The sequence below is a fragment of the Roseateles agri genome, from assembly GCF_034043675.1.
Lineage (GTDB): Bacteria > Pseudomonadota > Gammaproteobacteria > Burkholderiales > Burkholderiaceae_C > KK5.
Window position 1 is genome coordinate 567,132 of sequence record NZ_JAXCLA010000005.1, and the last position, 11,800, is coordinate 578,931.

14 protein-coding genes and 1 tRNA gene are annotated in these 11,800 nt (G+C 66.2%); 6 read left to right on the plus strand and 9 right to left on the minus strand.

Annotation, left to right across the window (positions count from 1 at the left end):
- Positions 1-12 precede the first annotated feature (12 nt).
- Both SNE35_RS17995 and SNE35_RS18000 read left to right on the plus strand, forming a co-directional pair.
- Positions 13-1,098, plus strand: coding sequence for a PAS domain-containing sensor histidine kinase (locus tag SNE35_RS17995; protein ID WP_320424322.1), 1,086 nt, complete (start codon positions 13-15; stop codon positions 1,096-1,098).
- A 31-nt stretch (positions 1,099-1,129) separates the two neighbouring features.
- Entirely contained in the window at positions 1,130-1,762 is a 633-nt protein-coding gene (locus tag SNE35_RS18000; protein ID WP_320424323.1) for a response regulator transcription factor, read from the plus strand.
- Positions 1,763-1,785: 23 nt separating this feature from the next.
- Here SNE35_RS18000 and SNE35_RS18005 read toward each other — a convergent pair whose 3' ends face one another.
- The 6 genes from SNE35_RS18005 to SNE35_RS18030 all read right to left on the minus strand — a co-directional run bounded on the left by SNE35_RS18005 (position 1,786) and on the right by SNE35_RS18030 (position 6,657).
- Positions 1,786-2,598 carry a hypothetical protein gene (locus SNE35_RS18005; RefSeq protein ID WP_320424324.1) on the minus strand — a complete coding sequence of 271 codons (813 nt, stop codon included), beginning with the start codon at positions 2,596-2,598 and terminating at the stop codon, positions 1,786-1,788.
- 549 nt (positions 2,599-3,147) lie between these two features.
- A complete protein-coding gene (locus tag SNE35_RS18010; protein ID WP_320424366.1) occupies positions 3,148-3,630 on the minus strand; it encodes a GreA/GreB family elongation factor in 483 nt (160 codons plus the stop codon).
- A 76-nt stretch (positions 3,631-3,706) separates the two neighbouring features.
- Positions 3,707-3,794 (minus strand) — tRNA-Ser (locus SNE35_RS18015).
- Positions 3,795-3,872: 78 nt separating this feature from the next.
- Entirely contained in the window at positions 3,873-5,168 is a 1,296-nt protein-coding gene (serS, locus tag SNE35_RS18020; protein WP_320424325.1) for a serine--tRNA ligase, read from the minus strand.
- Between the two features lie 86 nt (positions 5,169-5,254).
- A complete protein-coding gene (gene ispH / locus SNE35_RS18025; protein ID WP_320424326.1) occupies positions 5,255-6,214 on the minus strand; it encodes a 4-hydroxy-3-methylbut-2-enyl diphosphate reductase in 960 nt (319 codons plus the stop codon).
- A complete protein-coding gene (locus tag SNE35_RS18030; protein WP_320424327.1) occupies positions 6,214-6,657 on the minus strand; it encodes an FKBP-type peptidyl-prolyl cis-trans isomerase in 444 nt (147 codons plus the stop codon). The genes ispH and SNE35_RS18030 overlap by 1 nt, the downstream gene beginning before the upstream one ends.
- A 69-nt stretch (positions 6,658-6,726) precedes the next feature.
- Between SNE35_RS18030 and radC the strand changes: the two genes are divergently transcribed.
- Both radC and SNE35_RS18040 read left to right on the plus strand, forming a co-directional pair.
- The gene (radC, locus tag SNE35_RS18035; protein ID WP_320424328.1) at positions 6,727-7,401 is read left to right on the plus strand and encodes a RadC family protein; all 675 of its coding nucleotides are present in this window, start codon (positions 6,727-6,729) and stop codon (positions 7,399-7,401) included.
- Positions 7,398-8,057 (plus strand): Smr/MutS family protein, encoded by a 660-nt coding sequence (locus SNE35_RS18040; RefSeq protein ID WP_320424329.1) that lies wholly within the window; start codon positions 7,398-7,400, stop codon positions 8,055-8,057. The genes radC and SNE35_RS18040 overlap by 4 nt, the downstream gene beginning before the upstream one ends.
- A gap of 9 nt (positions 8,058-8,066) precedes the next feature.
- Here the strand turns inward: SNE35_RS18040 and SNE35_RS18045 are convergent, their stop codons facing one another.
- Genes SNE35_RS18045 through SNE35_RS18055 form a run of 3 tightly spaced genes read right to left on the minus strand, consistent with a single transcriptional unit; the run spans position 8,067 to position 10,002 of the window.
- A complete protein-coding gene (locus SNE35_RS18045) occupies positions 8,067-8,477 on the minus strand; it encodes a group II truncated hemoglobin (RefSeq protein ID WP_320424330.1) in 411 nt (136 codons plus the stop codon).
- A 2-nt stretch (positions 8,478-8,479) separates the two neighbouring features.
- Positions 8,480-9,283, minus strand: a complete 804-nt coding sequence (locus SNE35_RS18050; protein WP_320424331.1) for a MinD/ParA family protein — start codon at positions 9,281-9,283, stop codon at positions 8,480-8,482.
- On the minus strand, positions 9,280-10,002 hold the full coding sequence (locus tag SNE35_RS18055; protein WP_320424332.1) for a GGDEF domain-containing protein: 723 nt from the start codon (positions 10,000-10,002) through the stop codon (positions 9,280-9,282). Before SNE35_RS18055 ends, SNE35_RS18050 begins: the two co-directional genes overlap by 4 nt.
- 225 nt (positions 10,003-10,227) lie before the next feature.
- Between SNE35_RS18055 and SNE35_RS18060 the strand changes: the two genes are divergently transcribed.
- Positions 10,228-11,079 (plus strand): CheR family methyltransferase, encoded by an 852-nt coding sequence (locus SNE35_RS18060; protein WP_320424333.1) that lies wholly within the window; start codon positions 10,228-10,230, stop codon positions 11,077-11,079.
- A 45-nt stretch (positions 11,080-11,124) separates the two neighbouring features.
- On the plus strand, positions 11,125-11,796 hold the full coding sequence (gene cheD, locus SNE35_RS18065) for a chemoreceptor glutamine deamidase CheD (RefSeq protein ID WP_431312764.1): 672 nt from the start codon (positions 11,125-11,127) through the stop codon (positions 11,794-11,796).
- Positions 11,797-11,800: the final 4 nt, after the last annotated feature.

Genomic DNA, 11,800 nt, shown 5'->3' on the forward strand with positions numbered 1-11,800 from the left:
GAGACGGCACGCATGTCCGAAGAAGCAGCATCACCCGCACCCATCCATCCGGACACGGCCGGAGCAATGGGCGTTCCCGACATTCCGTACCAGGCCATCATCGAGCAGGCGCTTGCCGGCATCTACGTGCTGCAGGACGAGGTCTTCGTCTACGCCAACGCCACCTTCGCCGGCATCGCCGGCTACACACCGGCCGAGATGATCGGCCGCCACGTCAGCGAGTTCGTGCAGCCGGACTTCATCGACTCGGTGCTGCAGAGCTACCGCCGCCGCATCGCCGGCAACCCGGCCAGCGAGCGCTTCATCTCGCGCGCGCTGCACAAGGATGGGCGGCTGATCCTGCTGGAGATCCACGGCTCGCGCGTGATGCATCGCGGGCGCTACGCGGTCTGCGGTGTCGGCGTCGAGGTGACCGAGCGGGTGCGCAACGAGGAAGCCCTCGAACAGTCGCGCGAGCAACTGCGCCAGCTGAGCGCCTATGCCAACGCCAAGCTGGAGGACCAGCGCCGCGTGCTGTCGCGCGACATCCACGATGAGCTCGGCGGCATGTTGACGGCGCTGAAGATGGACGCCACGCGCGTGATGCGCCGGCTCGACGGCGCCGAGCTGCAGGGCATGATGCGCGGCGTGATCGGACTGACGCAGCAGACGATCGACGCCGTCAAGCGCATCGCCGAGGAGCTGCGCCCCAGCGCGCTGGACCACCTGGACCTGCCGCTGGCGATCACGCGCGACCTCGAGGCCTTCACGCTCCGCTCCGGCGTTCCCCACACGCTCGATGCCGCCAAGGCCTCGACGCTGAGGCTCTCGCCACGCAGAGCGACGGCGGTCTACCGGATTTTTCACGAGGCGCTGACCAACGTGGCGCGGCACGCGGCGGCGACGCGCGTGGACATCGCACTTTCGGCAGACGCCGAGCGCTTCCTTCTCGTGCTGCGCGACGACGGCGTCGGCTTCGATGATGCGCCGGCAGCGCCGCAGCGCTCGCTGGGCCTGCTCCACATGCGCGAGCGTGCCCGCGAGATCGGCGGCGACGTACGCATCGAAACCGCGCCCGGCCGCGGAACGACGCTGGTACTGACGGCTCCCTTGCTGTGAGCACGCGCGTGACGCCTTCCGGGAAACGACCATGATCCGCGCCCTCGTCGTCGACGACCACACGATCTTCCGCTCCGGCCTGAAGCGGCTGCTGCTGGACGAGTCCGACATCCGCGTCACCGGCGAGGCGCGCTGCGGCAGCGAGGCCCTCGAGGCGCTTCGCCTCGAGCCCTTCGACGTGGTGGTGCTGGACATCAACCTCGAAGGGCGCAGCGGCCTGGACGTGCTGGCGACGATCCGCCGCGAACATCCGGGCGCGCCGGTACTGATGCTGTCGATGTATCCGGAGGAGCAATATGCGCTGGTGGCGATGCGGGCCGGCGCCAGCGGCTACGTCGCCAAGGACGCCGAACCGGCCGAGCTGATCGCCGCGCTACGCGCGGTCGCGCGCGGCGGCACCTATCTCAGCATGCGCATCGCCCCGCTGATCCAGGACCAGCTGAAAGGCCTGGACGAGCGTCCGCCGCACCAGCGCTTGTCGGTGCGCGAGCACCAGATCATGCTGATGCTGCTGAAGGGTGTGCCTCCCGCCGACATTGGCGAGGAAATGATGATCAGCACCAAGACCGTCAGCGCGCACCGCACGCACATCCTCGAGAAACTCGGCGTATCCAGCACCGCCGAACTGGTGCTCTACGCGGTGCGCAACGGCATCATTCAATAGGGCTGGCTCGACAAGGTGTGGAGCTAGTGGGTTGACGCCGAGGCTGACGGAGCGGCCACGAATTCCGGGCGGTTGCGGAGTCGTGCAATAGCCGCCCACACGGCTTCGGCGCGCCTGCGCTGTTCGCTCGGCAATGACTTCCTGACCGCCAGATGAAAGTCGCTGGAGACAAACGGGCGGGGCAGGACATGAAGCACACGCAGGCCCGGATCAGCTTCCAATGCCGCGTTCAGCTCCGCCTGAACCACAACGGCAATATCAACGCGTTTCGCCATGAGCTTGCGCAAGACCTGCGGCGTCGTTACCGCGGCGCCATCCACTTTGAAGCCGAACTCGGCGAGGGGCGCCGTCGCCGCAAGCAGCGGGCTGCGCGTACCGACCAGGATCGAGCCCGCAGCGTGTCCGACAAGTTCGCGGCCATTCCATTCGAACGGCGAGTCAGGTCGGCTGACCCAGACCAGGTTCAAACGGGCCAGCCGCCGCGTTGGGTCAACCTGGCCCTTCGCGTCACGCGGGAACTGCAGCGAGTCCAGGTTGGCCCCCGATGCCGAGACCATCAGCGCGTCGGCCTCGCCCGCCTCCAGAAGTCGGCGGCAGCGGGCTGGCGGGAGGTGCGCCAGCTCGCCACGCAGCCCGCTCGCCCGGACGGCGGCCAAGGCCAGGAGTTCGGCCGTGCCGAGCCGCTCCGGCTGTTCGGGGATGTTGAGGATGAACGGGGGAACGGGCATGTTGGGCACGCAGACTGTCCAGACCGCGTCGCTCCGCTGGGCATCGGCCGGGCCAATGAACCCGACGCAAGCCACCAAGGCAATGAGACTGGATTTCGAGCGAACCATCGCGATCCAGCATACTCGCCTGCAGAAATCTCCACACAGTGCGAATCGCGGATCGCGATGAATGCCCGATTCGTCCGTACGACGGGATGACCAGACGCATTCAATTGCGTCAAGCGCGTTTCGAGCGTACAAGGACCGGAGCGCCTGGCACTGGTTTGACCGAGGCCAAGCGCCCAGTTCGGATCAGTCGACTCCCGCGTCGTATCCGTCCCAGCAACGGCACGACCAGGAACAACGAATGGCCCTATGCAACATGACTCGACGTGGCGTCCTGCGCGACGCCCTCCCCGCTAGCGTCGGCATGTTGAGCCGCCACCGCGCATCCGAAATTCCGGCCGGCTACATCGATGACTACGTCGCACTCGATTGGTTGGAGTGGCATGGCGGCAGTCTCCAACTCACGATCGTGGGCAAGAACATCATGCAGCAGTTGGCAAGATTGGCTCGGTGAGTTCGGCCTGCCAGGTGTTCGCGCCGCGCGGCCAGCGACGACGAGGCAATTGACGGTTCCCTGCTGAGACGTCGATAAGACATCGATAGCGAGACGGCTCAATCGACCCGCAGCACCTCAAGCCGCTGTCGGATTGCGGCGACCTGTATCGACACCTCATCGCCCTCGCACTTGCCCAGCATTGCCCTGCCCAACGGGGCTTCGCTGCTGATGACCTGGACGAGCTGCTCGCCGCAGACCAGCTTCATGCTGCCCCCGCCCGGGCCGAGAAAGAGCTGTTGCTCCTTGTTGTCGGAATCGACCAGGCAGACCAGCGCGCCCAGCTGTATGCCTTTGCTGGCGTCGTAGGGGCGCGGGCGGAATTGGCGCCAGTTGGCCATCGCCTCGCGGATGGCCTCGGCGCGACGCGCTTGGCCGGTGGCCAGGTAGGCAGCTTCGAGCCCCAAGGTGTCGTACTTGTTCTCGGCGATATTTTCTTCGTGAGTCGCCGTTTCATGGGCCGCCCGCGCGGCCTCTTCGGCCTGCATCAGGTCTTCGGCGAGCCGTTCCAGCACTTGCTGCTGCAACAAGAATTTGTCCATGATCAAAGTGCCGAGAGCGGACAAAGAAAAGGCCCCAAGCGAATCCATCGCTTGGGGCCGTTCTTCAAGTCTTACTTGGAGGAGAGGGGGGGATTCGAACCCCCGAGACGTTTCCGTCCGCCTGATTTCGAGTCAGGTACATTCAACCACTCTGCCACCTCTCCGGTATCTGGTGCGTGTTGAGCCCGCTAGTATAGCCCAGTTTTTGTGGGCTTCAAGAAGATTGCGAGCTCATCGCGCCATCAAGCGCGCAGGACTTCGACACCGCCCATGTACGAACGCAGCGCTTCCGGCACCGTGATGCTGCCGTCGGCGTTCTGGTAGTTCTCCAGCACCGCGACCAAGGTGCGACCGACGGCCAGACCCGAGCCGTTCAGCGTGTGGACCAGTTCGTTCTTGCCGTTGGCATTCTTGAAGCGCGCCTGCATGCGGCGGGCCTGGAAGGCCTCGCAGTTCGAGCAGGAGCTGATCTCGCGGTAGACGCCCTGCGCCGGCACCCACACTTCCAGGTCGAAGGTCTTGGTGGCGCCGAAGCCCATGTCGCCGGTGGACAGCGCGAGCACGCGGTACGGCAGGCCCAGCTTCTGCAGGATGGCCTCGGCGTGGCCGACCATCTCGTCCAGCGCTTCGTAGCTCTTCTCCGGATGGACGATCTGCACCATCTCGACCTTGTCGAACTGATGCTGGCGGATCAGGCCGCGCGTATCGCGGCCGGCGCTGCCGGCTTCAGAGCGGAAGCAGGGGCTGTGCGCGGTCAGCTTGATCGGCAGGCTGGCCTCGTCGAGGATCTGCTCGCGCACGCTGTTCGTGAGCGAGATCTCGCTGGTGGAGATCAGGTACTGCTCGGCCTGCTCCTCGTCGCCGCCGCGCAGCACCCAGAACATGTCTTCCTTGAACTTCGGCAACTGGCCGGTGCCTTCCAGCACCTCGCGGTTGACGATGTAGGGCGTGTAGCACTCGGTGTAGCCGTGCTCCTCGGTCTGCACGTCCAGCATGAACTGGGCGAGCGCGCGGTGCAGCTTCGCCACCTTGCCCTTCAAGAACGTGAAGCGCGAGCCGCTGAGCTTGGTGCCGGTGTCGAAGTCCAGGCCCAGGGGCGCGCCGAGGTCGACGTGGTCCTTCAATTCGAAGTCGAACTGCTTGGGCGTGCCCCAGCGTCGAACTTCGACGTTGGCGTTCTCGTCCGAGCCGACCGGCACACTCTCGTGCGGCAGGTTGGGCACGCTCATCAGCATCGTGTCCAGCTCCAGCTGGATCGCAGCCAGGCGCTCGGCGCCGGCCTTCAGCTCGTCGCCGATGCCGCCGACCTCGGCCATCACGGCCGAAGCGTCCTGGCCCTTGCCCTTCAGCATGCCGATCTGCTTGGACAAGGTGTTGCGCTTGCCCTGCAGTTCCTCGGTGCGGACCTGCAGGCTCTTGCGCTCGGTTTCCAGCGCCTTGTAGCGCTCGACGTTCAGGAACTCCTGCGGAGTCTTGCGGGTGTTCAGCCGCGCCACGACGGCATCGAGATCCTTGCGCAGCAGGGTGATGTCTAGCATTGAGATTCCTCGTCAGATTCTTGGGCAAACAAAACGGCGCCGGAGGGAGGCGCCGCGTCTTGATTTCTATTCTTCAAGCGCCGGCGTCACGATCGGGACGAACTGACTTCCGCCATCGATTTGTCGCCCAGACCCAGCGGCAGCGGGAAGCGCACATGCTCCTCCACGCCCGGCAGGCTGCGCACGCTGGTGGCGCCGAGTTCGCGCAGGCGGTCGATCACGGCCTGCACCAGCACGTCGGGTGCCGAAGCGCCGGCCGTCAGGCCCACGGTGCCGCGGCCCTCGAACCATTCGGGCTTCAGGTCCGACGCCGCATCGACCATATAGCCCGGCGTGCCCAGGCGCTCGGCCAGTTCGCGCAGGCGGTTGCTGTTGGAGCTGGTCGGGCTGCCGACGACGATCACCACGTCCACCTGCGGCGCCAGCACCTTGACGGCATCCTGGCGGTTCTGCGTGGCGTAGCAGATGTCCTGTTTCTTGGGCTCGCGCACCTGCGGGAAGTGCTTCTTCACGGCCGCGAGGATCTCGGCGGCGTCGTCGACGCTGAGCGTCGTCTGCGTGACGACCGCGACCTTGGACGGATCCGTGACCCGCACATGGGCCACGTCTCCGGCTTCTTCGACGAGGTAGATGCCCTCGTTCAGCTGGCCCATCGTGCCTTCCACCTCGGGGTGCCCCTTGTGGCCGATCATGATGAACTCGTAGCCCTCGCGGTGCAGCTTGGCGACCTCGACGTGGACCTTGGTCACCAGCGGGCAGGTCGCGTCGAACACGTTGAAGCCACGAGCCGCCGCCTCGCGCCGCACTTCCTGGCTGACGCCGTGGGCGCTGAACACCAAGGTCGCACCCGGCGGCACCTCGGCCAGATCCTCGATGAAGATCGCGCCGCGCGCCTTCAGGTCGTTGACGACGTAGGTGTTGTGGACGATCTCGTGGCGCACGTAGATCGGCGCGCCGAACTTCACGAGCGCGCGCTCGACGATCTCGATCGCGCGGTCCACGCCGGCACAGAAGCCGCGGGGTTCAGCCAGGATGATCTCTTCCATCACAGCACCCCGATGACCTGCACTTCGAAGCTCACCGGCTGGCCGGCCAGCGGGTGGTTGAAGTCGAACAGCAACCAGTCCTCTCCAACCTCCTGGATGCGGCCGGCATAGCTGCCCTGCCCGTCCGGCGTGGGGAACTGCACGACGTCGCCGACGTTGTATTCCTCATCGGGGTCGCTCAGCTCGCGCATCAGGCTCATCTTGACCCGCTGCAGCAGATCTTCATTGCGATCGCCGAAGGCTTCGCCCGGTGCCAGCTGGAACGAGGTGCGGGTGCCCTCTTCCAGCCCGATCAGGCGTGTCTCGATGGCTGGCGACAGTTCGCCGGTGCCGAGCGACAAGGTGGCGGGACCTTCGTCGAAGGTGTTGACGAGGGCTTCGCCGTCCGGCCCGGAGAGACGGTAATGCAAGGTCAGGAAGGAGCCGGCTTCGATGCGATTCATGGTGGGATTGTTCGATAGACTCGGCGGATTTTAAGGCCTGCGCCGTGCTGGCCGCCCTTGGCCGTACCCATGTCCCTGCACGACCTCCCGCCCGATGCCCGCCCCCGCGAGAAGCTGCTCGCGCGCGGCCCGCAGGCGCTGGCCGACGCGGAGTTGCTGGCGCTGCTGCTGCGCACCGGCCTGCAGGGCCTGCCGGTGCTGCAACTGGCGCAGTCGCTGCTGGACCGTTTCGATGGCTGGCACGGCCTGCTGCATGCCAGTGTTGCTGACCTGGCGCAGGTCAAGGGCCTCGGTCCGGCCAAGCGCGCGGAGATCGCCGCGGTGCTGGAGATCGCGCGACGGTCGCTCGCGCAGCAGATGGCGCAGCGGCCCGTCTTCAGCTCACCCGAGGCCGTGAAGAATTTCCTGCGGCTGAAGCTGTCGGCGCACACGCACGAGGTATTCGCGGTGCTGTTCCTGGACAGCCAGCTGCGCCTGATCGAGATTGAAGAAATGTTCCGAGGCACGATCCAGCAGACGGCCGTCTACCCGCGCGAGGTCGTCAAGCGCGCACTGCATTTCACCGCCGCGGCGGTGATCCTGGCGCACAACCACCCGTCCGGCCTGGCCGAGCCCTCCCATGCCGACGAGTTGCTGACCAAGCGACTGGTCGAGGCGCTCGCACTGGTGGATGTGCGGGTGATCGACCACCTGGTCGTCGGCAGCGGCGAGGTCGTGTCCCTGGCCGAGCGGGGGCTGATGTGACGACCGAAGCCAACAAGCCCGCCAGCTTCAACAGCCTGCAAGACCTGAAAACGCTGCAGCGCGAACTGGCGCTCGGTCGCCGGCTCGAAGAAGAGCGGCGCGAGCGTGAGGCCGCCGCGCTGCGGCTGGCCGAGCAGGAGCGGCGCATCTTCGAACTCAGCGTCGGGCCGGTGACGCCGCTGGCCCATGCGCCGCGGGTGATCCATGCGCGCAACCTCCCCTCGCCCGAACCCTTGCAGCGCCAGGCGGACGAGCAGCGCGTGCTGCTGCAGGCGCTGTCCGACGATTTCGACGTCGAGTCGCTGCTGGAGACCGACGAGACCCTGTCCTTCCGCCGTCCCGAGATCGGCATCGAGGTCGTGCGCAAGCTGCGCCGCGGCCACTGGAGCCTGCAGGCGCAGATCGACCTGCACGGCCTGCGTCGCGATCAGGCGCGCGAAGCGCTGGGGCAGTTCGTCCATGACTGCTCGCAACGCGGCCTGCGCTGCGTGCGGGTCGTCCACGGCAAGGGCCATGGCTCGCCGGGCCGCGAGCCGGTGCTCAAGGGTCGCGTGCGGCGCTGGCTGGTGCAGAAGCAGGAGGTGCTGGCCTTCGTGCAGGCACGGGCCAGCGATGGCGGCGCGGGAGCGCTGATGGTGCTGCTGACCGGAAGCTAGGCGCGGAACCTAGACGTTCCGCATGTGATTGGCGGTGCCCATAAAGGACTCCGTCAGTCGCTCCTGCAGCACGGGATCGAGCTGGCAATCGTCCATCGCCTGCATCATGCAGCCGACCCACTGGTCGCGCTCGGCGATGCCGATCTTGAACGGCAGGTGGCGCGCCCGCAGCATCGGGTGGCCGAAGCGCTCGATGTAGTGGTTCGGCCCGCCGAGCCAGCCGCAGAGGAACCAGAACAGCTTGTCGCGCGCGCTGTCCAGGCTGGGCCCGTGCGCGGCGCGCAACTGCGTGAACTGCGGTTCCAGGTCCATCAGGTCGTAGAAGCGGTCGACCAGGCGGCGCACCGCATCCTCGCCGCCGACCCATTCAAAGGCTGTGGCCGGCTTCGTGGTGCCGGTTGCTTCGAGATCACCGCTCATCGTCAGCCGATCAGCTTGTTCGCCAGCGCCTTGATCGCCTGAGCCGCGTCGCTGCCGGGGAAGTGTTCCAGCATCAGCTGGCGCTTCAGCACCGCCTGGCGCACGACCGGATCGGCCTTGACCTCGCCCAGCAGTTCGAGCTTGAAGGCCTGGCCCGGCGTTGCGCCGACGAAGCGCTGCAGCACCTGCTGCAACTGGCTGCAGATCAGCCGGCCCTCGCCCGGGCGGTTCGCCTGGTTGACGAGCAGGCCCACGTGCCGGCGTTCCTGCTGGGTGCACAGCACCTTGATCGTGGCGTAGGCATCGGTCAGCGAGGTCGGCTCGGGCGTGGCGACGACCAGCACGTCTGCGGCCAGCGAGATGGCGAAGAGCACCACGTCGGAGATGCCGGCACCGGTGTCCAGCAGCACCCAGTCGAAATGCGGCTTCACCTCTTCGAGGATCTGCAGCAGCTTGTCGCGGACGTCCGGCGTCAGGCGCGAATACTCGACCATGCCGGAGCCGGCCAAGAGCACCGAGAAGCCGCCCGGTGCGGGCAGGATCGCCTGCTCCAGCGTGCACTTGCCGGTGAACACCTCGTGCAGGGTCAGCTTCGGGTGCAGGTTCAGCACGACATCGAGATTGGCCAGGCCCAGGTCGGCATCCAGCACCAGCACCTTGTTGCCATGCGCGGCCAGCGCCGCGGCCAGGTTGGCCGTGACGAAGGTCTTGCCGACACCGCCCTTGCCGCTGGTGACGGCCAGCGTCCGTGCGCCGGCGCGCGGCGGGCGGCCTTGTTGTAGTGGTGCAGCAGCAGTCGTACTCATTCTGTTCCCTGTTGCTGTGATTCGGCGATCGTGCCGTCCTGCGCGATCGCGAAGAGCATGCCCTTCTCTTCGGCCGTGACCGTGGAGTCGACCAGATGCTCGAGGCAGGTCCGGTTCCGTCCTTCGGCCTTGGCGCGGTACAGCTGACGGTCAGCGCGCTCCATCCAGATCAGCGGAGAAGAGCGCACCCATTGCGGCGCGAAGGCTCCGCCGATGCTCACCGTTATGTTCAAGAACTTGCCCGCGGCGATTTCGACGCGCTGGCCCGACACGCGCTCACGCAGCCGTTCCGCCACCGTAGCGCCGAAACCGCCGGCGCAATTGGGCAAGATGATGGCGAATTCTTCCCCTCCAACGCGCGCCACCGTGTCCATCGGACGCACGACGTGGTTGATCGCCCGCGCCACGGCCTGGATCACCAGATCGCCAGCGCCGTGCCCGTAGTTGTCGTTGACGGCCTTGAAGTAGTCGATGTCCAGCACCAGCAGCAGCGCCGATTCACCGGAGCGGGCCACGCGGTCCACCTCGCGGGAGAGCCCCATCTCGAAGCTGCGGCGGTTGACCAGGCCGGTCAGCGGATCCTTGCTGGACAGATCGCACAGCGCGTCGATCACGCCCTGGATCCACACGGCGCTGTAGGGTTCGCTGTCCGGCAGCACGACGCCGGCCTGCTGCAGCAATTGCAACGCCGAATCGAAATGCAGGCAGCTTGCGTCCATCGGGACAGGGGGCGGATTGGGCTTCAAGGCAGGTGCGGCGCGAAGAGCGGCTGAAGTCTAGCAGGGGCACCCCCACGCCGATGGGATAGACAGTGTCTCCTTCCGGCACTTGTTCTCTCAATGCCTGTCGACGTACGGGTTCAGAGGCGGTACAACCGATGCAAAATCACGGCCAGCCTGCCGCTGCACCGGTGCCAGGAAAGAGAACAAACCGAGCGCTCCTCCATGCCAGCTGCACCGAACGCCACCGCCGGCGAAGCTATCGACCACGAGTTCAGCTTCAGCCGCGCCGACTTCGATCGGGTCCGCGAACTCATCTACAAGCACGCCGGCATCAGCCTGCACGAAGGCAAGCACGCGATGGTCTACAGCCGGCTGTCGCGCCGGCTGCGCGATACCGGCCACCGATCCTTCGCCGCCTATCTGCAGTGGCTCGAAGCGACGACCGGCGCCCAGGCCGAGCAGGAGTGGCAGGAATTCGTCAACTGCCTGACGACCAACCTGACCTCCTTCTTCCGCGAAGACCACCACTTCCACGCGCTGAAGGACGACCTGAAGCCGCTGGCCGGCAAGCCGGTGCGCATCTGGTGCTGCGCCGCCTCGACCGGCGAGGAGCCCTACTCGATCGCGATGACCTGCCACGAAGCGCTGGGGTCTAACGCCCAGGTTCAGCTGATCTGCAGCGACATCGACACCAACGTGCTCAACACCGCGCGGCGCGGCGTCTACAACGCCGACGCGCGCGGCCTGGACGCCGGCCGGCTCAAGAACTTCTTCCTGCGCGGCACCGGCGCCAACTCCGGCCGCATCCGCGTCAAGCCCGAGCTGCAACGCGGCATCGACTTCCGCCCGCTGAACCTGATGGACGCGCAGTGGTCGCTCGGCGACCCCTTCCACATCGTCTTCTGCCGCAACGTGATGATCTACTTCGACGCCCCGACGCAACGCAAGGTGCTCGAGCGCATCCACCGCGTGATGCGCCCGCAGGGACTTCTTTTCGTCGGACACTCGGAAAATTTCACTGAATCGCGTGATCTGTTCCGCCTTCGCGGCAAGACCATCTACGAGCGGGTCTGACGCGGACCACAATAGCCCGACCCTCTCGAACCCAGCGAATCCTTCATGAGCACACCTCTCGCTTCCGCCGGCACCGCCGGCGCGCTCTCGGCCAGCACGGCGGGAGCGGCGCGCGTGGCGCGGCTGAAGTCGATGCCGCGCAAGCAGGGCGAGGCCTCGTTCTTCTTCTACGACGCGCACTTCAAGAACGCCGCCGTCAAGATCCTGCCCGGCGAGTACTTCGTCGACAACGAGGACATCCTCATCATGACGACGCTGGGCTCGTGCATCGCCGCCTGCCTGTGGGATCGGCATGCGCAGATCGGCGGCATGAACCACTTCATGCTGCCCGAGGGCTCCGGCGATTCCGGGCGTTATGGCTCGTTCGCGATGGAAATGCTGATCAACGAGCTGATGAAGCGCGGCGCCCACAAGAGCCGCATGGAAGCCAAGATCTTCGGCGGCGGCGCGGTGATAGCCGGCATGAACACGATCAACGTCGGCGAGCGCAACACGAATTTCGTCATCGACTACCTGAAGGTCGAGCGCATCCCGATCGTTTCCAAAGACGTGATGGACGTCTATCCGCGCAAGGTCTGTTTCCTGCCGCACAGCGGCAAGGCGATGGTCAAGCGCCTCGCCCCGACCAATACCGATGCGCTGGTGCAACAAGACCGCGCGGCCGCCCAGAAGGCGCAGCCGGTCGCCTCCACCGGCGGTTCCATCGACCTGTTCTGACAAT

Excerpts from the sequence above, each read along its gene's own strand:
- SNE35_RS17995 (WP_320424322.1), top strand. The coding sequence starts at position 13 with ATGTCCGAAGAAGCAGCATCACCCGCACCCATCCATCCGGACACGGCC.
- SNE35_RS18000 (WP_320424323.1), top strand. The coding sequence starts at position 1,130 with ATGATCCGCGCCCTCGTCGTCGACGACCACACGATCTTCCGCTCCGGC.
- SNE35_RS18005 (WP_320424324.1), bottom strand. The coding sequence starts at position 2,598 with ATGGTTCGCTCGAAATCCAGTCTCATTGCCTTGGTGGCTTGCGTCGGG.
- SNE35_RS18010 (WP_320424366.1), bottom strand. The coding sequence starts at position 3,630 with ATGGACAAATTCTTGTTGCAGCAGCAAGTGCTGGAACGGCTCGCCGAA.
- serS (WP_320424325.1), bottom strand. The coding sequence starts at position 5,168 with ATGCTAGACATCACCCTGCTGCGCAAGGATCTCGATGCCGTCGTGGCG.
- ispH (WP_320424326.1), bottom strand. The coding sequence starts at position 6,214 with ATGGAAGAGATCATCCTGGCTGAACCCCGCGGCTTCTGTGCCGGCGTG.
- SNE35_RS18030 (WP_320424327.1), bottom strand. The coding sequence starts at position 6,657 with ATGAATCGCATCGAAGCCGGCTCCTTCCTGACCTTGCATTACCGTCTC.
- radC (WP_320424328.1), top strand. The coding sequence starts at position 6,727 with ATGTCCCTGCACGACCTCCCGCCCGATGCCCGCCCCCGCGAGAAGCTG.
- SNE35_RS18045 (WP_320424330.1), bottom strand. The coding sequence starts at position 8,477 with ATGAGCGGTGATCTCGAAGCAACCGGCACCACGAAGCCGGCCACAGCC.
- SNE35_RS18050 (WP_320424331.1), bottom strand. The coding sequence starts at position 9,283 with ATGAGTACGACTGCTGCTGCACCACTACAACAAGGCCGCCCGCCGCGC.
- SNE35_RS18055 (WP_320424332.1), bottom strand. The coding sequence starts at position 10,002 with ATGGACGCAAGCTGCCTGCATTTCGATTCGGCGTTGCAATTGCTGCAG.
- SNE35_RS18060 (WP_320424333.1), top strand. The coding sequence starts at position 10,228 with ATGCCAGCTGCACCGAACGCCACCGCCGGCGAAGCTATCGACCACGAG.
- cheD (WP_431312764.1), top strand. The coding sequence starts at position 11,125 with ATGAGCACACCTCTCGCTTCCGCCGGCACCGCCGGCGCGCTCTCGGCC.